This is a genomic window from Gemmatimonadota bacterium (assembly GCA_041390105.1).
GTDB lineage: Bacteria > Gemmatimonadota > Gemmatimonadetes > Longimicrobiales > Gaopeijiaceae > JAGQIF01.
The window spans coordinates 743,780-766,336 of sequence record JAWKQO010000003.1; the positions used below are offsets into that span (position 1 = coordinate 743,780).

General features: G+C 69.3%; 15 protein-coding genes and 2 tRNA genes. 5 read left to right on the forward strand and 12 right to left on the reverse strand.

Annotation, left to right across the window (positions count from 1 at the left end):
* Positions 1 to 192: 192 nt before the first annotated feature.
* From R3E10_16315 to R3E10_16340, 6 genes are read right to left on the reverse strand one after another with little or no spacing between them, the layout of a single operon-like run.
* Positions 193 to 2,919: a PIG-L family deacetylase gene (locus tag R3E10_16315; protein MEZ4417321.1), complete on the reverse strand. Its 2,727-nt coding sequence runs from the start codon at positions 2,917 to 2,919 to the stop codon at positions 193 to 195.
* 46 nt (positions 2,920 to 2,965) lie between these two features.
* Positions 2,966 to 3,904 carry an ABC transporter permease gene (locus tag R3E10_16320; protein MEZ4417322.1) on the reverse strand — a complete coding sequence of 313 codons (939 nt, stop codon included), beginning with the start codon at positions 3,902 to 3,904 and terminating at the stop codon, positions 2,966 to 2,968.
* Positions 3,901 to 5,004: an ABC transporter permease gene (locus R3E10_16325; GenBank protein ID MEZ4417323.1), complete on the reverse strand. Its 1,104-nt coding sequence runs from the start codon at positions 5,002 to 5,004 to the stop codon at positions 3,901 to 3,903. The genes R3E10_16320 and R3E10_16325 overlap by 4 nt, the downstream gene beginning before the upstream one ends.
* The gene (locus tag R3E10_16330) at positions 5,001 to 6,473 is read right to left on the reverse strand and encodes an ABC transporter ATP-binding protein (GenBank protein ID MEZ4417324.1); all 1,473 of its coding nucleotides are present in this window, start codon (positions 6,471 to 6,473) and stop codon (positions 5,001 to 5,003) included. Before R3E10_16330 ends, R3E10_16325 begins: the two co-directional genes overlap by 4 nt.
* On the reverse strand, positions 6,470 to 7,519 hold the full coding sequence (locus R3E10_16335; protein ID MEZ4417325.1) for a BMP family protein: 1,050 nt from the start codon (positions 7,517 to 7,519) through the stop codon (positions 6,470 to 6,472). Before R3E10_16335 ends, R3E10_16330 begins: the two co-directional genes overlap by 4 nt.
* 54 nt (positions 7,520 to 7,573) lie before the next feature.
* Complete coding sequence (locus R3E10_16340; GenBank protein ID MEZ4417326.1) at positions 7,574 to 7,873, reverse strand: 4a-hydroxytetrahydrobiopterin dehydratase; 300 nt, start codon at positions 7,871 to 7,873, stop codon at positions 7,574 to 7,576.
* A gap of 249 nt (positions 7,874 to 8,122) precedes the next feature.
* Here R3E10_16340 and R3E10_16345 point away from each other — a divergent pair.
* The 3 genes from R3E10_16345 (at position 8,123) to R3E10_16355 (ending at position 10,333) form a co-directional block, all read left to right on the forward strand.
* Positions 8,123 to 8,195: transfer RNA gene (locus tag R3E10_16345), tRNA-Glu, on the forward strand.
* Positions 8,196 to 8,257: 62 nt separating this feature from the next.
* Positions 8,258 to 8,330, forward strand: a tRNA-Val gene (locus R3E10_16350).
* Between the two features lie 377 nt (positions 8,331 to 8,707).
* Entirely contained in the window at positions 8,708 to 10,333 is a 1,626-nt protein-coding gene (locus R3E10_16355) for a diguanylate cyclase (GenBank protein ID MEZ4417327.1), read from the forward strand.
* 109 nt (positions 10,334 to 10,442) lie between these two features.
* On the opposite strand, the gene R3E10_16360 is transcribed toward R3E10_16355, so the two are convergent.
* Positions 10,443 to 12,602 carry an aconitase family protein gene (locus tag R3E10_16360; protein ID MEZ4417328.1) on the reverse strand — a complete coding sequence of 720 codons (2,160 nt, stop codon included), beginning with the start codon at positions 12,600 to 12,602 and terminating at the stop codon, positions 10,443 to 10,445.
* 314 nt (positions 12,603 to 12,916) lie between these two features.
* On the opposite strand from R3E10_16360, the gene R3E10_16365 reads away from it, so the two are divergent.
* Positions 12,917 to 14,188: a hypothetical protein gene (locus R3E10_16365; GenBank protein MEZ4417329.1), complete on the forward strand. Its 1,272-nt coding sequence runs from the start codon at positions 12,917 to 12,919 to the stop codon at positions 14,186 to 14,188.
* Between the two features lie 186 nt (positions 14,189 to 14,374).
* A complete protein-coding gene (locus tag R3E10_16370) occupies positions 14,375 to 15,178 on the forward strand; it encodes an SDR family oxidoreductase (GenBank protein MEZ4417330.1) in 804 nt (267 codons plus the stop codon).
* A gap of 70 nt (positions 15,179 to 15,248) precedes the next feature.
* Here R3E10_16370 and R3E10_16375 read toward each other — a convergent pair whose 3' ends face one another.
* From R3E10_16375 to ligA, 5 genes are read right to left on the reverse strand one after another with little or no spacing between them, the layout of a single operon-like run.
* On the reverse strand, positions 15,249 to 16,571 hold the full coding sequence (locus tag R3E10_16375) for an aspartate aminotransferase family protein (GenBank protein ID MEZ4417331.1): 1,323 nt from the start codon (positions 16,569 to 16,571) through the stop codon (positions 15,249 to 15,251).
* On the reverse strand, positions 16,568 to 17,695 hold the full coding sequence (locus tag R3E10_16380) for a hypothetical protein (GenBank protein MEZ4417332.1): 1,128 nt from the start codon (positions 17,693 to 17,695) through the stop codon (positions 16,568 to 16,570). Before R3E10_16380 ends, R3E10_16375 begins: the two co-directional genes overlap by 4 nt.
* Positions 17,692 to 18,663: a calcium/sodium antiporter gene (locus R3E10_16385; GenBank protein ID MEZ4417333.1), complete on the reverse strand. Its 972-nt coding sequence runs from the start codon at positions 18,661 to 18,663 to the stop codon at positions 17,692 to 17,694. Before R3E10_16385 ends, R3E10_16380 begins: the two co-directional genes overlap by 4 nt.
* Entirely contained in the window at positions 18,656 to 20,398 is a 1,743-nt protein-coding gene (gene polX, locus R3E10_16390) for a DNA polymerase/3'-5' exonuclease PolX (GenBank protein ID MEZ4417334.1), read from the reverse strand. The genes R3E10_16385 and polX overlap by 8 nt, the downstream gene beginning before the upstream one ends.
* Before the next feature lie 7 nt (positions 20,399 to 20,405).
* The gene (gene ligA / locus R3E10_16395; GenBank protein ID MEZ4417335.1) at positions 20,406 to 22,376 is read right to left on the reverse strand and encodes an NAD-dependent DNA ligase LigA; all 1,971 of its coding nucleotides are present in this window, start codon (positions 22,374 to 22,376) and stop codon (positions 20,406 to 20,408) included.
* Between the last annotated feature and the right edge of the window lie 181 nt (positions 22,377 to 22,557).

The window sequence follows — 22,557 nt, forward strand, 5'->3', positions numbered from 1 at the left end:
CACCGACAGCGACCATTCGAGGGACCAGGGCTCGAGGACGTGCCTCGACAGGGGTGGAAGCCCCGACCGCAGTCGCCTCGCGGCGACCGCAACCACCTACGGGGCGGAGGCGGGGTGCAGAGTCCGTGCCACACCCCCACCGCGGGTACGGCGAGGGAGTCGCGAGAGCAGCAGAGCGGGGAGCCGGTGCCCTCAGGGCACCAGGTTGGGCCTCACCGAGATGAGGTTGGCCAGCAGTCGGTAGGCACCCGGCACCCCCGCCGGCAGCTGCCGGAAGAACGCGAGGCCCGTGTAGACGTAGAGTCCTTCGCCCACCCGCGAGACCAGCAAGCTCCCTTGCTTGGGTTCCTCTCCGGGATCCGCCATCTCGAGCAGGGGCGTCCAGTGGTCGTCCCATTCGCCCAGGAAGTAGAGACCGCGTTCCTGTACCCAACCCTCGAAATCGGAGGGGCCGATCCGGTTGGGCGTGGCCACCAGCGGATGGTCGGGCTGCAGCAGGCGCACAGCGGCGGTTTCGTCTGTGACGCGGTCGTGCGGGCGGCTGATCTGCACCGGATACGGTGCGATGCCCGGACGTGTGTAATCGTACTGGTTGTACTGCGAGATCAGCACACCGCCCCGACGCACGAAGTCCAGGACGGATTCGTTGTATTGCACCAGGTCGGGTCGGGCTTCGTAGGCGCGAACGCCCAACACGATGACGTCGAAGCGGCCCAGGTCTCCCGCCGCCAGATCGTCGGTCGTGATGAGATGGGGCTCGATGCCCAGCTCGCGGATGGCAGCGGGGCCGGAGTCCCCGGTGCCCATGACGTAGCCCACCGTGAGGCCTTGGGCCACCTTGACCGGGAAAGTGCGCAGGATCGCGTCCGACGGGCGCAAGAGCACGTTTCTGCGGATATGCTCGTAGTCCACCAACGTGACGGCCTCCGCGAACGCCCGACCGTCCGACGCGGTCGCGAACGCATGGATGGTCTGTTCGCCTTCGCGGATGGCCGCGGGCGGCACCACCTCGAACGCGAACGACGCGCGGCTGCCGGTGCGCTCCAGACGATAGGGCCATGACTCCGGTTCCGCCGTCCACCCCGCCGGCAACTCCAGCCGCACGGTGCCGTCCTGCACGTCGGGGGCGTGGCTTTCCAGCGTGACCTGCACCGTGCGGGGATCGCGACGATCCAGCGGCCAGACCAGCACGCCTGGATCGAGCGCCACCGAGACGGCCGGCAGGATCAGCACCGGCTCCCGCTGCTCGCCCCGCGCGGGGTTCACACCCCGGTACTGGACGGCTCCCTTCCAGCGCACCGCAGCCGTCTCGTCCCCGGCTGTGAACGTGAGGGGCACGTCGACGGGAAACGCCTCGCGGTTCCGGGGAGACCCCCATTCCTGGGGATCATCCGGCCACTGGTACATCGCTCCCGTGCGGGGACGCTCGAGGTAGTAGAGCCGCGAGAACGGCGCGTCGGAGGGCAATTCGATCTCGAAGCTCCAGCGCTCGAACGCTCCGGCGGCCAGGGTGCGCGCCTCGCCGCGAGCCCGGGAGCTCCAGTCTCCGAGCGTGCGTTCGCCTCGGGCCGCGTCGGCTTCGGGGGGTCCGAAGCGCCGTGGCGGAGGAGGAGGCACGACCGGGCGGGCCCGTGCGCCTTCGGGGAGCTCGATCTCCGGGGCCACGCCGGTCGCGGTCCAGGCGCCGCCGTTCCAGACCTCCAGGTCGACGCGGAAGGTCTCGCCAGGAACGAGACGGTCGCGGCTCGAGCGCGCGTCGACGACCACGCCGGCGGCCGCCAGCGCAGCTTCATCCAGGCGCCCGCTGCGGAAAGCCAGCTCGTCGGACAGCGCGCTCCCGGACGAAGCGGCAGCGCGCGCCAGCTCGAGATGACGTACAGCCGCCAGCAGCCCGGGCAGTGCCTGGGAGGGCTCCTCGGGACGCAACGCGTCCTCGGCCGCCTGCACACCCTGCCGGTACGCGCGCAGATGGGCAGCGCCTTCTCCGCTCATTCTGCTGGCGTCGGCCAACGACACCAGCGCGGTGTCCACGCCCGCGAAGAGCGTGGAGCCAACCTCGACGCCGGCCGCCTGATTCATGAGCGCCAATCCCGACTCGCTCGGACCCAGGATCTGAGCCACCCCCATGTCCTGCGAGCGGTGTTGGCTGCGACTCGCCATCGCGATCTGATAGTACGAGCGCCCGCTCAGCGGATCGATCACTCCGGTCGCGACGGTGACGCTCGCACCCTCGGGGTTGCGCCACACGCCCCCGTAGAGCTTGCTGGCCTGCCAGGGGCGCGCGCCCAACTGCAGCTGCTCGGGGAAACGCTGCGGGTCGGCCGCCGCCACGAAGGCTTCCTGCGCCATGATGCCGGCCGCCTGATGCTGACCATGTCCGTCTGCAGGCGTGCCCGTGAACACCGAGACGATCACCTGCGGTCGGTAGGTCCGCACCACCCACACCACGTCCGCCAGCAGCTTCTCGCGCGGCCACAGCGCCAGCGCCTCGTCCGCGCTCTTGGAAAAGCCGAAATCGAAGGCCCGCGTGAAGAACTGATGCGCGCCATCCAGTTCACGGGCCGCGAGCAGCTCCCCCGTACGCACGACGCCCAGTCCCTCGAAGAGCTCGGGTCCGATGAGGTTCTGTCCACCCTCGCCGCGCGTGAGCGCGAGGTAGGCCGCCTCCACTCCCTGCCCGCGAGCCAGGGCTGCGAGCAGGCTGGTGTCTTCGTCGTCCGGATGGGCACCGATCATGAGCACCCGCTTCACGCCATCCAGTCCGCGGAGTAGCTCGGCGACCCGGGTCGCTCCCCCGGCATCGGGAATCTGCGCGGCGAGCGGACGCGTCTCCGCCCAGGCGAGCAGGAGGAGCAGGAGGATCGGGGACCGGCGCCCCCAACGATGAACGACGTGGGATGCAGCGCTACGGAGATTCATCGGTCGAACCTATCTCGTGCGGGTCGGCCCAGGGTACCCCAGGCGCTCACGGGCTCCCTCCACCCGCGGGTGGAGGCCACGGCTGAGCCAGCGCCGCCGGCGCCGGTGTCCGCCCGCCCCAACGGGCCAGGGCCAACAGGGTGAGGGCGTACGGGAGGCCCAGGAACAGGGGGTAGGGCAGGTCCAGCCCCAGGCTCTGCAAGAAGAACTGGAAGGCCGAGGCTGCACCGAAGAACAGCCCCGCCCCGAACACCCCGAGTGGGTGCCAGCGGCCCAGCACCACCACCGCGATGGCGATGAACCCGCGGCCGGCGGACATCCCCTCCGCGAAGGTGCCCGCGTGCGCCAGTGACAGGTGCGCGCCCGCGAGACCGGCGGTGGCTCCCGCGAAGGCCACGGCACCCATGCGGACCGCGCGCACGTGGACTCCGGCCGCCGCTGCGGCGTCGGGGGCCTCCCCCACCGCGCGCGCCCGCAGGCCCCAGCCCGTACGGAAGAGGAGCCAGGCCAGCGCGGGGGCCAGCAGGTAGGCGACGTAGGCCGTGGGGGCCTGGCCGAACAGCGCGCTGCCCAGGAGCGGGAGCTCGACCAGCCCGGGGATGCGCCAGGCCGCCAACGTGGGGATGGTGAGCGCGGTGCCCGTGGCGCCGAAGGCCTCCTGGTAGAGGATGCCGGTGACGCCGAGTCCGGCCAGGGTCACCGCAGTGCCCGTGATGATCTGATCTCCGCCGAAGACGATCACCACCACGCCGAACAGAAGGGCCAGCGACACGCCGGCCGCCATTCCCACCAGCAAACCCGCGTAGGGAGATCCGGTGGCGAGCGCACCCAGCGCGCCGCCCAGAGCACCCGCGATGATCGAGCCCTCGAGGCCGATGTTGAGCACTCCGGCTCGCTCGCTCACCAACTCTCCCAACGCCGCCAGGATCAGAGGCACGGCCAACCGCACGCTGGCCTCGAGGAAAGGAGCGAGCACCTCGGTCATGCGGATGCCTCCGCACCCTGCTCCCCTACGACCGCTGCACTGTCCGCCGCCTGGCTGCGCCGCCATGCACGCGCCGTCCACCCTCCGGCTAGAATCACGGCCAGGATCAGCGTCGCTTCGATCCCCTGTACCCACACCGCCGGAACGCCGGCGGCGCGCTGCATGGCGCTGGCACCGCCTTCGAGGCCCCCGAGGAACACCGCGGCCAGCAGCACGCCGCCCGGACGCAGCCCACCGAGCAGGGCCACCGCGATCGCCGTGTACCCCCAGCCGGGGGAGAGGTCTTCGTACAGAGCGTAGGTCACTCCGGTCACTTCAACCGCGCCCGCCAGTCCCGCCAGCCCCCCCGACAACACCAGCAGGCGCGCGGCTCCCCGCTTCGCGTCCATGCGACCCGACAGCCGGGCTGCGGCCTCGGACGCTCCCGTGGCCCGCACCGTGAACCCCCAATCGGTACGGGCCAGGGCCCATCCCAGCAGGATCACCAACGCCACCCCCAGCGCGAAGCCCACGTGCAGACGGGAGCCCGGCACCAAAGCCGGCAAGCGCAACGCCTCGGGGAGCGACTCCGACTGGGGGAACACGCCGCGCGACTCCTGCAGCGCACCGCGCACCAGCAAGCTGGTGAGATGCAGCGCGATGAAGTTCATCAACAGCGTGGTGATGACCTCGCTGGTCCCGGAGCGGAAACGCAGCCAGGCGGGCAGCGCGGCCCAGGCGGCACCAGCCACCACACCACCCCCCAGCAGCAGGACCACTCCCAGCCCCCCCGGCAGAGGGGGCAAGGCCGCCGCCAAGGCCACGGCGGCCACCGCGCCCGCGTAGAGCTGCCCCTCGGCGCCGATGTTCCAGACACCTCCGCGGAACGCCAACGCCACCGCGAGGCCGGCCAGCAACAACGGCGTGGCCCGCACCAACGTGATCGAGAGAACCCGCTCGGGCGTGCCGAAGCCGCCCGCAGCCAAGGCGCCGAGCGAGCGCAACGGATCGTGTCCGCCCACGAGCAGAGCGGCGGCCACCACCAGCAGGGCTCCGCCCACCGCGAGTGCCGGAGTGACCCAGAGGACCCAGGTCCGACCGTGCGCCCGACGGCGGCTCACGTCACCCCTGCCAGCATGTGCCGACCCACCCCTTCTCGCGTGCGCTCTTGGTCGGGCACGTGCAGCAAGCGGCCGCGCACGAGCGCGTAGACCCGGTCCGCCAGAGCGAGCACTTCGTCCAGATCGGTGGAGATCAACACCAGCGCGACCCCGGCGCTGCGCAGCTTCAACAGCGTTTCCTGCACGAAGGCCGTGGCCGCCACATCCAACCCACGCGTCGGGTTCTCGGCGATGAACAGGGACGAGCCGCGCGCCACCTCCCGCCCCACCACCAGCTTCTGCTGGTTCCCCCCCGACAGGGTCTCGGCGCGCGCCCGGACGCCGGGAGCACGCACGTCGTACTCCGTCAGAAGCGCTTCGGTGCGGGACGCGATCGCGTCCCAGTGGAGCGTCGCCCGGCCCCGGAAGCCCGCCTGCGAACGCAACGCCAAGGCAACGTTCTCCGTCAGAGCGAACGAGGGGATCAGGGCTTCACCCATCCGCTCCTGTGGGACATAGGCGGGCGCCTCCGGCACTTCGACGCGACCCAGCTCGGGACGCAGCAAGCCAGCCAACACCAGCGCCAGCTCCCGCTGCCCGTTACCCTCCACCCCTGCGATGGCGACCACCTCCCCCCGGTGCACCTCCAGGTCGACGTCGGTCAGCAGCGACCGACCCTGGCGCTGGACCGACACGCCTTCCAGCCGGGCCACGCGCGGTCCGGGCTGCACGCTGGCGCGCGCTCGCAAGCGGGGAGGCTCGCGACCCACCATGGCCTCTCCCAAGCGGCGCGCGTCGACGTCGGCGCGCGGCGCCTCCAGGACGGTGCGACCCCTGCGCAGCACGGTCACGCGGTCCGCGATGCTCAACACCTCGTCCAACTTGTGAGCGATGAGGATGAGTGTGCGTCCTTGCGCCGCCGAAGCGCGCAGCGTGGAGAACAGGGCGTCCACTTCACCGGGAGAGAGCACGGCGGTGGGCTCGTCCAGGATCAGCAGGCGCGGCCCCAGATAGAGCAGCTTGAGGATCTCCACGCGTTGGCGGGCACCGACGCTCAAATCCTGGATGCGCGCGTCGAGATCGACGTCCAATCGAGTGCTGCGGGCCACCTCCAACGCCCGCGCCCGGATCCGGCTCGAGGGCAAAGGCCCCCAACCGAGGCCGACGGAAGCACCCAGAGCTACGTTCTCGAGGGCGGTCAGCGCGGGGACCAACTTGAAGTGCTGATGTACCACGCCGATGGAATGGGCGGCCGCCGAACGCGGATCGTCGATCCGTACCGGAACGCTGTCCAGTCGGATCTCTCCGGAGTCCGGGCGAACGAGTCCGGCCAACATCGAAACGAGCGTGCTCTTTCCTGCCCCGTTCTCGCCCAGCAGCGCGTGGATCTCTCCGGGCCGGGCCTCCAGGCGCGCACCGGCCAGAGCGCGCACCGCACCGAAGCGCTTCTCGATGCCATGCACCTCGAGGGAGGGCCCCCGATCGATCATCCGCCTCCGGTGTCGCCCTCGACGAACGGCACGCGCGGCACGCGGAGCGCCCCGCTCCGGATCCCCGCACGCGCTGCATCCACGGCGCTGTGCAGCGTCTCGGGGATGACGTCCGCACGTTCCGGGTTGAACACGAAGTCGATCACGCCCTGGGCGATGGTCATGTCCAGCGGTGCGCCGATCGGGTCGCCCGAGCGAACGCGCCGGGCCGCTTCCAGGAACGCGTCCGGAATGTGGATGACGGCGCTCCCGACAATGACGTCGGGTGCCACGTCGTTCTGGTCCCGGTTCATGCCGATGGCCCAGGCGGTGCGACCCTGGGAGCGCGCTTCCCGTACGGCCTGGAACACGCCGAAGCTCCCGGCATCCACGTTGTGGATGAGCACGTCCGCGCCGGCGCGCAGCTGCGCCACCGCCGCTTCCTTGGCAGCCGCCACGTCCTCCCAGTCCCCCGTGAACGCCTCGATCACCCGTACGTCCGGCCGCGCCGCCATGGCACCCGCCCGAAACGCGTCGAAGGTCCCTTTCACCGGTGGGATCTCCACCCCGCCGACCATCCCCACCGTTCCGGAGCGCGTGAGGGATCCCGCCACCAACCCCGCCAGGTAGCTGCCCTCCTCCAGCCGGAAGATCAGCGGGATGACGTTGCGGGTAAGTCGCCCACCTCCACTGACCACGATGGTCATGTCAGGGAAGCGCTCGCCCGCGCGCAGGGCCGCGTCCTGATACTCGAAGCCGTGCGCGAAGACCAGGTCGTAGCCGTCCGCCCCCAGGGCGGTGAAGGCCTCGTCGAACTCGGCCGGTGTGCGGGTCTGCTGGTGGGTGATGCTGGCACCCAGCTCGGAACCGATGCGCTGCAGTCCTTCATAGGCTCCGGCGTACCAGCCGGCATCCGAGACGGGACCCGAGGTGAGCAGCGCCACACGGAAGGCGGCATCACCGCCCGTGGCGGCACCGGAGCCGCGTTGCTCGCCGTCGCAGGCGGCCAGGGACGCGAGGACCAGCAGCCAGGAGAGTGCGCGAGGGCGAACGGTCAAAGGCTGCATCTCTTCACCCATGGGTGCGGGCGGGCAGTCTGGCCGACGGGGCCCGCTGTCGGGTCAGCGCGCCGACGTCGCGAAATCGATGGTCTTGGCCACGTCCAGATCGGTCTTGGTCAGCCCGCCCACGTCGTGGGTGGTCAGGGAGATCGTGACCCGGCTGAAACGGATGTCGACGTCCGGATGATGATTCGCGTCATCCGCGATCGTTGCGACCCGGTTCACGAAGACGATGGAGTCCCGGAAGGACTTGAACTTGAACTCCTTGACGATCGCCCCCTCCTGCAGCCGCCACCCCTTATGGTCCTGCAGCCACTGCTCGACCGTCTCTTCGTCCAGCACCCGACGTTTCTTCGCCATCGGTCTCCCTGGTCTGCGACGCCATCGTCGTAGAAAGCCACCCCGCCCACCGCGGCGAGCCAGGCCATGTAACCCGTGGACTGGCTTTTGGTTCGGACGGCCTTCCCGCTCGTTGCCCAGCCGCCGAATCGCCGCACGACTTCCGCTCGACCGGACCCCGGCCAGCCCGGCTCGGTTCGGGGTTGACGACCTGGGGGGGCGGGGTATTTTCCACGTTCTCTGCGAGATTCGGTTGCTCGCCGAGCCTTTGCCCCCATCGTCTAGTGGCCTAGGACATCTGGTTCTCAGCCAGAAAACCGGGGTTCGATTCCCCGTGGGGGTACTGAGGGTCCGACCCCGGTCGACGCCCTCGCCGCCAGGTCCGACGCGTGACTCGGCGGACGCGGCCGCTTAGCTCAGTTGGTAGAGCACTACGCTCACATCGTAGGGGTCGCTGGTTCGAGTCCAGCAGCGGCCATGAATCCGCCCTCGCGGCCGAACCCCCGGCCGCGGGGGCGTTGTGCAAGGAGGGCCCGGGTCCCCGACGCCGAGCACGAACGACCCCGCACCTGACCCTTTTTCCCCCAAACGTCCGTTTTCCCTTGAAGTTCCGAGAATCGGGCTGTCCTGGCCACAGCCCCCTGCGGACCCGGAATTTGGTTCCGCATTCCTCGGAAAACCCCCGAGTTTCGGTGGGTTGACGACATCCGCTGGGCCGAATCCTGGCATTCGGCCCATCGATGACCGGATTGGGCGGAATTCCACGCTCTTCGGGTATGAAAGGTGCAGCCGGATGGGTCGCTCGGACCCCCGCTGGCCCTCTGCAGGCCCCACCCCCGATAAGGTCCACGTGTTGTGCAGCTGACTCCCTGGATCATCCCCCCGCTGGTCGGGGTGGTGTGGTGCGCCGCGACCGCGGCGTACAGTCAGCGCACGCGCCCCGCCGCCGCCGCCCTCCAGCTCCGCTGGATGATGCTCGCCGTGGGGACCTGGTCCCTGGCCCAGGCGGCCTCCCTGGCCTTCGTGAGCCTCCCCGCCCAGGTCTGGTTCTCCAAGCTCCAGTACCCAGGAGTGCTGGGGGCCTCGGTGGCGTGGTTCCTGTTCGCCCTCCGCTACACCGGCCGCACCCCGCGCACGTCGACGCAGTGGGGACCTCTGCTGGTGTTGATCGCCACGGTGATTACGGGTCTGGTCTTCACCAACGAGTGGCACCATCTGATCTGGACCGATGTGCGCCAGGAGCAAAGCGGCTCCCTGCTCGGGCTGACGCTGGAGCACGGTCCCGCCTTCTACGTCCATGCGCTCTACTGCTACGGCCTGGTGGTGGCCGCCACCGCGGTGCTGGCCTGGACGGTCGGGCAGACGTATCACACGCGTAAACAGCTCGTGTCCATCATCGGCGCGCCGGCGCTGGTCGTGGCCGCCACCATCGTCTACCTGTCGCCCGTCAGTCCCGGCGTGTGGTTCGACTTCGTCCCGCTCGCCTACGCGGTCGCGGGATCGCTGCTGGCCTGGGGACTCCTCAGGGCCGGGGTCGCGGACCTGGTCCCGGTAGCGCGCAATCTGGTGTTCGAGAGCATCGGGGACGCCGTGTTCGTGCTCGACCATCAGGGTCGCGTCCTCGACTTCAACCCGGCCGGTGCCGAGCTCTTCGGACCCAGCACCCATTCCTCCATCGGGCGGGACTTTGCGGATCTGGCCCGAGCCCCCGCGCTGCAGCAGGTGCTGGAGCTGGGCATCAGCGAGGTGCAGGACGTGAATCTCGGCCCCGCCAACTACGAGCGCGTGCACGACCTGCGGGTCTCGCCCATCTACAACTCGGTGAACGGCGAGCTGCTCGCCCGTGTGTTGGTGTTCCGCGAGACCACCGACCGTCGCCGCATCGAGGCCGGCCTCCGTCTGGTGACCGAGTCACTGGAAGAGGCGAATACGGAGTTGGAGCGTCTCGCGAACTACGATACGCTCACCGGCCTCAGCAGCCGCCGCCACTTCCTGCATCAGCTCGAGCGCGAAGCACGTCGGAGCCAGCGGCACGGCCATACCTTCGTCCTGATGCTGTTGGACCTCGATCACTTCAAGCAGGTCAACGATGCCTTCGGCCATCCGACCGGCGACGCAGTCCTGATCGCCACTGCTCAGGCCATCCGCAGCGTGATCCGCGAGGTGGACTACGCTGGGCGCATCGGCGGCGAGGAGTTCGCTGTGCTCCTTCCCGAGACGGAGCTCGAAGGGGGCGAAGCGCTCGCCGAGCGCATTCGCGCCGAGGTCGAGGCGCTGCGGCACACGGACACGGAGGGGAACCCCTTCCGGGTCACCATCAGCGTCGGCATCACCACCTGGGGCCCGGGACGTGACCTGCCCGCCGATCTGCTGCGCGCCGCGGACCGCGCGCTCTACGCGGCCAAGCACAGCGGTCGCAATCGCGTCGTGTGCGCAGCGCCGAGCGGTGGGACGGGCGGATCCCTGGCCGGGATCGCCTAGGTCGCACCGCCGCGAGGGCGCCGACAGCCGCCTCGGAGGTTCAGCGTCGCGCAGGGCGCCGCGCCGAGCCGAGCGGGGGCACCCGCACCCCGTCCCACCTGACCCGAGGTCAGGCCAGCTGGGGCTCCCGCGCCGCTAGCGGGCGGATGGCCTGCCCCGGCACCCACTCCACCACCTGCCCCGCCACCGCGCTGGCCGCCACGGTATAGGGCGAGGCCAGATACAGCTGCCCGGGTCCGGAGCGGCCGGGGAAGTTGCGGTTCTGCGAGGAGATGGACACCTCGTCCGGCGCGGCGGTCACGCCGGGGCCCGCGTTGATGCAGGCTCCACACCCGGGCTCGATGAACGACGCGCCCATGGCCTCGAAGAGCTCGAGGTAGCCCTGCGCACGGCAGTACTCCCGCACTTCGATGGAGCCGCACTGGATGTAGCAGCGCACGTCCGGATGCACCGTAAGACCTTGCTCGCGCGCCTCGGCGAAAACGCGCGCGTACATGTCCATGTCCTCCTTCTTGCCCGCCGTGCACGACCCTGCGTAGGCGATGTCGATCCGGATGGGTCCGTCGGCGAGCTCGTCCACGTAGAGGCCGTTGCCGGGGTCTCCCGGCAGCGCCACCATCGGGCGCACCGTGGACGCATCGATCTCGATGATCTTCACGTACTCCGCACCGGGATCGCTCTGCATGCCCTCGACCAACGAGCGGGCGCGCGCTTCGTCCATGCCGCGCTCGCGTACCATGAACTCGACGGCGCGCTCGTCCGCGGCCACGAGGCCGGTGAAGGCACCGACCTCAGCCGCCATGTTGGTCATGGTCGCGCGCTCGTCAACCGAGAGCGCCTCCACGGCAGGTCCCGCGTATTCGATGATCTGGCCGATCGCGTGTCCATCCCGGATGTAGGGATGGCGCAGGATCTCCAACATGTAGTCCTTGGCCGTGACGTTGGCGCGCGGCGTTCCGGTGATCACCACTTTGAACGAGGGCGGAATCTTCACGCGCACGTCCTTGGTGATCCATGAGTTGAAGATCGCCGTCGTCCCCACGCCGAAGGCGAGCGCGCCGATGGCACCGGCGTGCGGCGTGTGCGAATCGGTCCCGATGATCAACATGCCGGGCTCGGCGTACTCCTCGAGGATCTTGGAGTGGCAGATCGCCTCCGAACCCAGGCGCTGGCCCATCTGTTCGCCGTACAGCGTGATGCCCTGACGCTCCGAGAACTCGCGCTGCTTGACCTCGAGCTGGTTGGCGACCTCCAGCAGGCCCTGCTCGATGCGCTCCTGGCTCATCGCCTTGGCGAGAAACGTCAGGTGATCGCGGAAGAACAGGATCGAGCTCTTGTCGGTCACCTCCGCATCTTCGCCCAGCTTCTCCTCGAAGAAGATGGCGGCCATGGGGGTCACGTACTCGTGCGAGAAGCGGACATCGGTGCGGAAGAACCCGGCCTCTCCCGGTCGCACCCAGTCGACGCCGATGTTCCCGTGCGCGGCGTCGACCACCCAGTGACGGGCAAAGATCTTCTCACCGAGCGTCATGGGTCGCGACGACGGTAGCGCGGGAGCGAGACCCGACATCTCGGCAGCGGTTCCCGCGGCCTCCAGGGCGGCCGCCGCACCCTCGTGCGCGTGGCTCAGCGCCTCCGGCAACGGGACGTCCACCCTGCCCTGCAAGCGCGCCACGTTGAACTCGAACAGGCCGCCGTACTCGATGATCTGCCGCGTGATGGCGTCCTTGCCCGCCAGGAACTCCTCCAGCTGGATCTCCTCACCCGCGCGGATCCGGTCGATCACGCCGAAGTCCGTGGTGGTGAGCATGCCGAGGTTCTGGCAGTTCTCGTTGTAGATCCGCTCGATGCTCTCGCCGACCACCACCTCGATCCCGGCCATCAGCTCCGCATAGGGGCTCTGTTCGCGGCTGGACCCCTTGCCGCGCCGCTTGCCGGCCACCGAGCACACGAAGCCACCCGCTTTGACGCTGCCACGCCCCACGGGAAAGGCCGGCTCGCCGGTAGCGGGATCCTTGGCCATCAGACCCAGATAGGGGAACTCCCCCAGCGTCTCGTCGTGGAAGTAGCAGATGTAGGCGGGAGTGATCTCGTCCGTGCTGATCTGGTCGCGCAGCTTCGCCTTCAGCTCGTCCGTCAGGGGCAGGTCGGCGCCCTCCTGGAGCTGAAGCCGCATCAGCTCCGCGTCGTCGACCAGGAAGAGCACCCGGCCCTGGAAGCGCAGGGTGGTGGGACGCTTGGGGGTCGGGCGGGTCAGGAGGTCCGACATCGAGGCTCCGGTCTGCAACGTGATCTGGCCAGCGACCCACCGCCCCCCGACCCTACCTGCTGCACCGCTCGGCGCGCGGAGGGACCGTGTCCGGGGCGTCCTCGGGGGAGTGCCCCCTCGTGGACCGCCGCTCGGGAAAGGTAATGCCCGGCTCCGGACCGCGCGTACCGGGGACAGCGGCGGCCCCCCGGCCAACGCTGGACCCTCCAGGGCGCATCGCACTCAGCGAACGGACATCGACCCGGAGCCCAGGCTCAGTGCCTGCCAGCGGTCGGACCGCCGCACACGCCACCGACTCCAACCTGAGCTGAACCATGAGACGAGCCTGGGTCCTTTCCCTCCTGCCCCTGCTGCACGCCGCCGCCCTGTCCGCCCAGCAAACCATCCAGCTCCCCGAGCGGGACCGCGCGCTGGCCGTCGAACCGGTGGAGCTGTTCCGCGTCGGCGGCGCCGAGGGCACGGGTTGGCAGGAGTTCGCGCGGGTCACGCAAATGGCGTTCGACGCCCAGGGGAACCTGTACGTGCTGGATCCGCAGTCGCAGCGCGTGGTCGTGATCGACCCGCGCGGTGGGCTGGTGCGGACGCACGAGCTGCAGGGCGACGGCCCGGGGGAGTTCCGCACTCCCGTCGCCCTCTCGGTCACGCGAGAAGGTGAACTGGTGGTCTTCGACGTAGGGCACATGGGCTTCCTCCGCTTCGGACCCGACGGGCGCTTCCTCGGGCAACAGGCCCAACCCCTGGAGCAGGGCCTCCCCATCCGAGGCTTCGCGCTGGACCAAGCGGGTCGGGTGGTCTTCTCGACCGATGGGCTCACCATCCGCACCAGCGAGAGCGCGGAAGGGCCCCCACCCGACCGGCGCCCCATTCGGCGGGTGGATCTCACGGGCGGTGCAGCGAGCGGCGTAGCCTACAACGCCTGGAAGCTGGCCGCGGAGGAACGTCCCACCCAGATGTCCGGCGGGGGCATGCGCTTCTCCGTGGGTGCATCGGAGGTGGCCATGGCACCTGGCCTCTACTACGGGCTCCTCCCCGGAGGGCGACTGGCGGTGAGTGACTCGGTGGACTACGCGGTGAAGGTGGTGGGTGCAAACGGTGGCATCGAGCGGGTCTTGCGCCGTCCCATCGCGCCGCGCCGGCTCACCGACGCGGATCGGGAGGCCTACAAGGAAGAGCGGCTCGCCGGCGTCTCGGGCGGCGGCGGGGGAACGGGTGTCATGATCCTGCAGGGAGGCGGCAGCGGCTCGGCGGGGGGCACCCGCAGCATGTCCATCGATCAAAAGGCCATGCGCGAGATGGTCTCGCAGCAGCTCGAACAGGCCACCTTCGCGGAGGAACGGGCCGTGCTGGCAGGCCTGTCCACCGATTGGGGCGGCCGGATCTGGGTGGAGCGCAGCGGCCGCCGCGTGGGCGAGGACGGCCCCATCGACGTCATCGACGCCTCCGGTGAATACCTGGGGACCGTGGCTCCAAACGGAATGCGCCTCCCCGTGGCCTTTGGGCCGGACGGACGCATGGCCTACGTGGACCTCGACGATCTCGACATCCCTTCGGTGGTGGTGCGCCAGCTTCCAGCGACGCTGCGCTGAGCGGGGTAGGAACGCTCTGCACGAGCAGGCTTCCCGCTTCCGCAGCTCCGAGGCGGGACGTCCTGATCCCCCTGCCGCCGCCGCTCCGGTTCCGGCGGCGGGGGGGTCGGCCTATCTTGGCCCACGGCGGTCCGTCCGCCGGCGCCCACCGTCCGTGCGGCGCTTCCTTTCGAACGGCACGAGGCCATGGCGCACAACCTCCTGGACGGCAAGACCGGCATCATCTTCGGAGCGCTGGACGAACTTTCCATCGCGTGGAAGGTCGCCGAACGCGCCCACGCGGAGGGCGCCCGCTTCATCCTGAGCAATGCGCCGGTGGCCCTGCGCATGGGCAAGGTGAAGGAGCTGGCGGAGCAGACCGGCTCTGAGTTGGTGGCCGCCGACGCAACCTCCGTCGAGGATCTGGGCACCCTGCTGGACGCCGCCCAGGCACAGTTCGGGAAGATCGACTTCGTGCTGCACTCGATCGGCATGTCGCCCAACGTGCGCAAGAAGCGGGGCTACACCGATCTGAACTATGATTGGCTCCAGAAGACCTGGGACGTCAGCGCCATGTCCTTCCACAAGATCATGCAGCTCCTCTACCAGAGAGAGCTCATGAACGAGTGGGGGTCCATCGTGGCGCTGTCGTACGTGGCCGCCCAGCGCACGTTTTCCGAGTATGGCGACATGGCCGACGCGAAGGCGTTGCTCGAGTCCATCGCGCGCAGCTTCGGCTATCACTTCGGAAAAGCGTTCAAAGTGCGCGTGAACACGGTGTCACAGTCACCGACGCCCACCACCGCGGGCACCGGCGTCTCCGGCTTCGACAAGATGCTGGCGTACGGGGAGGTGATGTCCCCGCTCGGCAACGCGACGGCCGACGAATGCGCGGACTACTGCATCGCCCTGTTCAGTGACTACACGCGCAAAGTCACCATGCAGAACCTCTTCCACGACGGTGGCTTCTCCACCACCGGTGTGGCGCGCGAGATCCTGGAAGGGTTGTAGACGGTCATCGAGCGTTCCCGCGGCCGCCCCCCGTAGGGGGCGTCCGTGTGCGCGGAACCGAGGGCTGCACTCAACCCAGCTCCGCGACCAACGTCTCCACCGCGAAGTCCAACTGATGCTCCGCGATCGTGAGCGGCGGCACCAGCTCCAACACGTTCCCTTGGGGACCCGCAGGCAGGAGGAGGATCCCGCGACGCAGCAGCGCCTCGGCCACCTCGGACCCGCTGCGTTGGCCATCGCCTACCGAGAGCTCGATCCCGATCATCAGTCCGCGGCCCCGGACGTCGCGAACACCGGGAAGGGCCCCGAGCCGGTCCCGCAGCCGCGACTGCAGGCGGTCGCCGACCTCGCGGGCTCGGCGCACCAGGCCCTCCTTTTCCAGCACGTCCAGGAACGCCAGCGCGGCGGCGCAGGAGAGCGGGTGGCCCAGGAAGGTGCTCGTCTGCAGGGCTTCACCGGCGGACTCGGGCCAGGCATCCATGACGCGACGGGGCGCCAAGCAAGCCGACAACGGCATTCCCCCGCCCAGCGCCTTGCCCAAGCAGATCACGTCGGGACTCAGCCCCTCGTGTTCGAACGCGAACATACGGCCCGTACGCCCGAGTCCGGTGAAGATCTCGTCGCAGATCATCAGCGCACCGGCCGTATGGGCCAGCTCTGCCACCTGGCTCAGAAATCCCGGAGGCGGCACCCGCACCCCGCCACGGCCCTGGATGGGCTCGACGAGCACGGCCCCTACGGCCGGGCCACCGTCCCTCCCGGCCAGGACCTCGCGCACGCGGGTCAATGCCTCGTGCACGGGTGCCCCCGACGGTCCGCCCGGGAAGGGCAGGAAGCGCACACCCTCGAACAACCGGCTTCGGAACGGTGCACGAAAGTCGTCACGGTGCGTGACCGACAGCGCGCCCAGCGTCAACCCGTGGTAGGAGCCCTCGAACGCGAGCACCCCCGTGCGACCCGTGGCCAGCAGCGCGGTCTTCAAGGCGACCTCGATGGCCTCCGAGCCCGACGACGCCAACACGCCCCGCGCCGAACGCCACGGTGCCAGCCGCGCCAGCCGCTCCAGCAACTCCACCTTCAACGGCGTGGGGTGGATGTCCCCCATGCCATGCACCAGGATCTCGGCCTGGTCGTGTAGCGCCTGCACGATGGGCTCGGCCGTGTGGCCGGCTGCCGCCACACCGAACGCGCCGCTCAGATCGAGGTAGATGTTGCCATCCGCGTCCTCGACGTTGGCGCCGCGCGCGCGAACCCAGAAGACCGGAAAGGTCTCCGAGACGAAGGTGACGTTGCGGGACTCCACTCTGCGCAGCCGCGCGGCCCACTGCTGAGACTTGGGTCCGGGTGGCCGTACGCGCAGGTCGGGAAGCCGCTCGCCGAAGGCGTGGGTCATGGGGTGCGGCGCGCCAGACGGGTTGCGATCCAGAACAGCAGCGCTGCGGTAGCAGCCAGGATGAACACGCTCGCGAGCGGGCTCCGGCGACCGAAGTCGGCCAGCGCCAGCGCCGCCGCCAACACGGCCAGACAGGAGCTCAGCACCACACCTTTGGAGTGGCGCAGGCCATAGGGGATCCCCAGCGCCGCAATGACTCCAGGCCCGATCGCCATCTCGCGGCCGTGGAGGTGCAGCTCGTCGAGCGTCATGAACGAGAAGACGATCGCGATGAGCACCGTGAAGGCCAACAGCGTCGGATACCAGGAGCGCTGCAGGGCGGCGGGCGCACGATGGATGCCCCAGAGCAGCACGGCCACGATGAGCAGCAGCCAGAGGTCGAGCCCCCAGATCGCCGCATCGGTGTCCAGCGGACCGACCGCGGTCCACCAGATCAGGATCAATCCTCCGAAGAGACTCACCACGAAGGACACCAACGCCCGATCGGCGGCTGCTCCACCCAGGCCGGCACGCAGGCGGGTCGCGAGCGCCGCCAGGGTCAGCAGGAGGACCCCGTCCAACACCCAGACGATGGCGTCGGTAGCGACACCGAGCCGGTCCAGGAACACAGCCAGGAACGCGTACGCTGCGATCGTGTTGACCGCCGCGGGACCCGGTCGGCGGCCGATGCTCAGGCGTAGGCTGAGCCACGGGGTCAAGAGCGCCAATGCAGCGACAGCCAGCGCGCCGGGCGAGCCCGCACTCCAGGCTTCGTCCGAGTACAGGTACGCCACCAGCAGCAAGGAGAGGCCGGAGGCCCGCAGCCCCACGCCCACCGGCTCCATCCGTTCGCGGCGCTCCAGCATGCGTGCCCCGGCGACCAGCAGCAGGCCGGTGACGCCCAGGATGGTGCAGCGCAATGGCACCTCGAGCAGCACCCAGTTGCGCGCGATGAACACGCCTGCCGCCATCAGCAGCACGACACCCGCGGTGGCCCCCAGCACGTACTGCAACAACGCCCGGTTCCGCTCCTGGGCCTCACCGGCGGCGTCGTTGTGCAGGGTTTCGGCGAGCTCCTCGGTGATCAGCCCGTTGGCGCGCCAGCGTGCGATGGCATCGAGGACGGGGTCGCGGCCGCGGCTCACCAGAAGATCCAGAGCCCCAGCCCGACGTAGGTCAGGCACAGCAGGGTGCCTTCGAGGCGCTGCACGCGGTAGCTGGTCTTGGCGAAGGGGAAGACCAGCAGAGAGAGGAACAGCACCGCCAGGAGATGGAGGTGGGGCACGTCGCTCCCCACCGGGATCGGAGCCACAATGGAGGTGACGCCCAGCACGCCCCCGATGTTGAAGATGTTGGAGCCGATGATGTTGCCCACGGCGATGTCGGCCTCGCCGCGCACCCCGGCGACGATCGAGGTCGCCAGCTCGGGCAAGGAGGTCCCGACCGCGACCACGGTCATGCCGATCACGATCTCCGAGACGCCCAGAGCGCTGGCGATGTAGATGGCCGAAGCCACGATGGCGTTGCCACCGATCACCAACGCAGAAAGGCCGACCAGGATGAGGCCCAGGTCGCGCAGCGTGGTGCGCGTGGTGGGTTTGCCGTCCGGAAACTCCTCGATGAACTCGCTGAACTCCTCGAGGACGGCTTCCGGCTCCTCCTTGGACGCGCGCATCACGTAGAGGAGGTACGCGACCAGCAACCCCACCAGCACCACGCCGTCCAAGCGGCTCACCTCGAGATCGAGGATGAGCGGATAGAGCAGGAGCGTGATCCCGATCATGATGGGGATCTCCCGCTGAACCACGCGGGCGGCGACCGTGAGCGGCTGGATCAGGGCCGTGAGCCCCAGCACCAGACCCACGTTGGCAAGGTTGGACCCCAGCACGTTGCCGATGGCGATGTCCGAAGCGCCGCCCAGCGCTGCGCGGATGCTCACCGCCAGCTCGGGCGCGGACGTCCCCAGCGAAACCACGGTGAGACCGACCACGATGGGCGGCACGCCGAACCGCTGCGCCAACGCGGCGGCTCCGCGAATGAGCCACTCGGCACCGAAGTACAGGGCGCCCACACCGCCGGCCAGCAACAGGACCCGCGGAAGCAGCTCACCCATGGCGCCGCCTCAGCCACTTGGCGAACTGCGTCGCGGTGCGTGCGTTCAAGACGTCGTCGCGCTCGAGCCAGGCCCGGCGGGCCTGATCCACGCCATAGCGCGCGTTGTCGAGGTCTTTGGCCTTGTGCGCGTCGGTGGTGATGGCCACCGGCACCCCCAACTCGCGCGCTCGCGCCAGGTGCACATCGGAAAGGTCCAACCGCCGCGGACTCGAGTTGATCTCCACGGCGACGTCCTGCTCGGCTGCCGCGTGGAGCACGGTTTCCATGTCGATCCCGTACGGCTCACGGCGGTTGAGCAGCCGGCCGGTAGGATGGGCCAGAAGATCGACAGCGGGATGGCGCAGGGCACGCACCACGCGCTCGGTCATCTCCGACTTGTCGAGCGCCATGTAGGTGTGTACCGCCACGATGACGAAGTCGAGCTCGTCCAGGACCTCGTCCTCCATGTCCAGCGAGCCGTCCTTCAGGATATCGACCTCCAACCCACGGAAGATCCGGATGCCCTCCACCTTTTCCCGCGCCCGCTCGATGGCATCCCACTGCGCGCGCACGCGCTTGGCCGTGAGTCCTCCGGCAACGCCCACCGCGGGCGTGTGGTCGGTCACGACCAGATACTGGAGGCCTCGCGCCAGGCAGGCCTCGGCCAGCTCCCGCACGGACAGGGCACCGTCGCTCCAGTCGGTGTGGGCATGCACCTCTCCACGAAGGTGCTTCACCGTGACGAGGTCCGGCAATGCGCCTTTGCGAGCGGCCTCGATCTCGCCACGGTTCTCCCGCAGCTCCGGGGGGATCCAAGGGAGTCCGAGGACCCGGTAGCACTCCTCTTCCGTGCGACCCGCGATGCGCTCGCCCTCCTCGCCCTCCTCCGTGACCCGGAAGATGCCCCACTCACTGACCTTGAGCCCGTCGCGGACGGCCTGGGTGCGAAGCTCCACGTTGTGCTCCTTGGAGCCCGTGAAATACAGAAGCGCCGACCCCAGGCTCTCCGGCGGGACCACCCTGAGATCCACCGCCGGGCCCGAGCGCAGCACCACGCTTCCTTTGGTGTCCCCCTGGCCGGTGATCCGTTCCACCGCCGGGTAGGAGGCGAAGTGGTCCACGACCCGGGCTCCCTCCCCTTTGACCGTCACCAGCAGGTCCAGGTCACCAATCGTCTCCCGCCGCCGCCGGTAGGAACCGGCCACTTCCAGGCGGTCGAGCCCCGGCGCCTTCTCCATGTGCCGAAGCAGGGGGGTCAGGAACGCCTCGGCCTCCGAGAGCAGCATCCGCCCCCGCTGCTTCCGGCGCTCGTCGATGGCCGCGAGGATCTTGGCGGCGCTCTTGGGGCCGAACCCGGGCAACGTCTCCACCCGCCCGGCCTTCACCGCGGCCTCCAGCTGCTCGAGGTCGGTAACGTCGAGCTCCTTCCAGAGCCGGGCCGCCTTCTTGGGCCCGATCCCCTCCAGGCGTGTCAGCTCGACCAGGGAGATCGGGATCTCCCGCCCCAGCTCCTCCAGGCGCTGGAGCGTTCCCGTCTCAAGTAGCTCCACGATGTTGGCGGCCACCGTCTCACCGATGTCGGGGAGCTCGGTCAGGTCCTCGTTGCCCTCGACCATCTCGGCCAGGGGCCGGGTGAGCTGGGCCACGGCTCTGGAGGCGTTGCGGTAGGCCCGCACCCGAAACGAGTTCGCGCCCTGGATCTCCAGGAGATCGGCCACCTCACCGAGGATCCGCGCGATCTCGAAGTTCTCCATGCGCCGCTCAGGCCTCTCCCAGCAGCGTCAGGAAGTCCTCCTCCGTGAGGACCCGCACGCCCAACTCAGTGGCCTTGTCCAGCTTGGAGCCCGCATCGCTGCCCGCCACCACGTAATCCGTGGCCTTGCTGACCGAGGACACGACCTTGGCGCCCTCCGCCTCCGCGCGCTCTTTGGCCTCCTCGCGCGAGAAGCGCTCCAGGCCTCCGGTGAACACGATCTTCTTTCCGGACAGTGCGCCGCCCTTCACTGCCGCCGGCGCCGTAAGCGTCCTCATCTCGGACGCCACGCGATCGATGGCTCTGCGGGTGCGCGGCTCGTCCAGGAACGTGCGGATGGCCTCCGACATCTTGGGGCCGATGCCGGGGACCGCCTCCAGCGCTTCGGGCGTGGCGTCCAGGATGGCGTCCAACGTGCGAAAGTGCCCGGCCAGATCGCGGGCAACCGTGGCTCCCACCTCGGGGATTCCCAGTCCGTGCACGAAACGCGCGAGCTCCGTGCTGCGCCGCGCCTGGATGGCGTCCACCAGGTTGTTGGCAGACTTCTCGGCGAACCCGGGTAGTGCCTCCAGCTGCTGGGCCTGCAGGTGGAAGAGACCAGCCAGATCGTGCACGAGCTCGCGCTCCACCAACAGCTTGGCGGTCTCTTCCCCCAGGCCTTCGATGTCGAGCGCGCCCCGCGACCCGAAGTGCACCAGCCGACCCTTGAGCTGGGCCGGGCAGCCGAAGCGGTTGGGACAGAGCGTGAAGGGTCCCTTGAGCACCACCGGCGTACCGCAGGCCGGACAGGCGGCGGGAAGCGCATACGCTGCGTGCCGCTTGTGGCCCGGCTCGGGCACGCGCTCCAGGACCTGCGGGATCACATCTCCGGCGCGTTGGATGCGGACGAGGTCTCCCTCCCGTACGTCCTTGCGCGCCAACTCTTCGCGGTTGTGCAGGGTGGCGCGGGATACGGTGACACCGCCCACCTCCACCGGTCGCAGCAGCGCCACCGGCGTCATGGCGCCGGTCCGCCCCACCGAGACCACGATGCGATCGATGCGCGTGATCTCCTTGCGTGGCTCGAACTTGAACGCCATCGCTCCACGGGGGTGGTGCGAGGTGGAGCCCAACTGCTCGCGCGCATCCAGGTCGTCGACCTTGATGACGACGCCATCGATCTCGTAGTCGAGCGTGTCCCGGTCCGCTTCGTAGCGACGGTGATAGTCGAGGATCTCGTCCAGGCTGGACGCGGTCTCGACCCGGTCGGGAACGCGAAACCCCCATTCAGCGAGCCACTTCAGACCCTGTCGGTCGGTCTCCACCGCGACGCCCTCCGCATGGAGCACATCGTAGGCGATCAGGTGCAGTGGACGTTCCGCCGTGATCCGGGAATCGAGTTGACGGATGGCACCGGCAGCCGCATTGCGCGGATTGACGAAGGGTTCCTCGCCGCGCTCGACCAGCCGCTGGTTGAGCTCCTCGAAGGCAGAAAGGAACATCATGACTTCGCCGCGCACGGAAAGCAGCGCAGGCGGCGTGGTGCCACGCAGCTTGAGTGGCACAGAGGGAATGGTGCGTACGTTTTCGGTCACGCCCTCACCGGTGACCCCGTTCCCGCGCGTGACTGCCCGCACCAGATGTCCGTCTTCGTACACCAGCTCCAGCGAGGCGCCATCCAGCTTGGGCTCCAGGATGAACTCGGGGTCGCCACCCAGCGCCTTCATGATGCGTTCGTGGAAACGCTTCACATCGGCTGGCTCCTGGCTGGAGTCCAGCGAGCGCATGGGCACCACGTGGTCGAAGTTGGGGAGTGTGGAGAGCGGCTCGCTGCCGACCCGCTGGGTGGGGGAGTCGGGCGTGCGCAGGGCGGGATAGCGCTCTTCCAACTCCTGCAGCCGCCGAAAGAGCCTGTCGAACTCCGCGTCCGAGACGGTCGGCTTGTCGAGGACGTGGTAGCGGTAGTTGTGCTCCTCGACCGCCAGGCGGAGCTCTGCCACCTCGCGAGCGGCGGCTTCCTGCGTCCGGGAATCGGTCGAGGTCTTCAGGGAGCAGCGTCCTGCTGAGGTGATTCCGGGGGGATCCTACGGTAACACTGCCCCCGGCCGCGGGGCGACCGGCCGGCGGGGTACCGCTCTCATGCAGCGCTTCCCTTGCGGCAGGCCACTCGGCGGCGTCGCT

Bases quoted from the DNA above. Each gene is read 5' to 3' on its own strand.
- R3E10_16365 (MEZ4417329.1), top strand. From the start codon at position 12,917: ATGAGACGAGCCTGGGTCCTTTCCCTCCTGCCCCTGCTGCACGCCGCC.
- R3E10_16385 (MEZ4417333.1), bottom strand. From the start codon at position 18,663: ATGGGTGAGCTGCTTCCGCGGGTCCTGTTGCTGGCCGGCGGTGTGGGC.
- R3E10_16335 (MEZ4417325.1), bottom strand. From the start codon at position 7,519: ATGCAGCCTTTGACCGTTCGCCCTCGCGCACTCTCCTGGCTGCTGGTC.
- R3E10_16370 (MEZ4417330.1), top strand. From the start codon at position 14,375: ATGGCGCACAACCTCCTGGACGGCAAGACCGGCATCATCTTCGGAGCG.
- R3E10_16340 (MEZ4417326.1), bottom strand. From the start codon at position 7,873: ATGGCGAAGAAACGTCGGGTGCTGGACGAAGAGACGGTCGAGCAGTGG.
- R3E10_16315 (MEZ4417321.1), bottom strand. From the start codon at position 2,919: ATGAATCTCCGTAGCGCTGCATCCCACGTCGTTCATCGTTGGGGGCGC.
- R3E10_16375 (MEZ4417331.1), bottom strand. From the start codon at position 16,571: ATGACCCACGCCTTCGGCGAGCGGCTTCCCGACCTGCGCGTACGGCCA.
- polX (MEZ4417334.1), bottom strand. From the start codon at position 20,398: ATGGAGAACTTCGAGATCGCGCGGATCCTCGGTGAGGTGGCCGATCTC.
- R3E10_16360 (MEZ4417328.1), bottom strand. From the start codon at position 12,602: ATGTCGGACCTCCTGACCCGCCCGACCCCCAAGCGTCCCACCACCCTG.
- R3E10_16330 (MEZ4417324.1), bottom strand. From the start codon at position 6,473: ATGATCGATCGGGGGCCCTCCCTCGAGGTGCATGGCATCGAGAAGCGC.
- R3E10_16320 (MEZ4417322.1), bottom strand. From the start codon at position 3,904: ATGACCGAGGTGCTCGCTCCTTTCCTCGAGGCCAGCGTGCGGTTGGCC.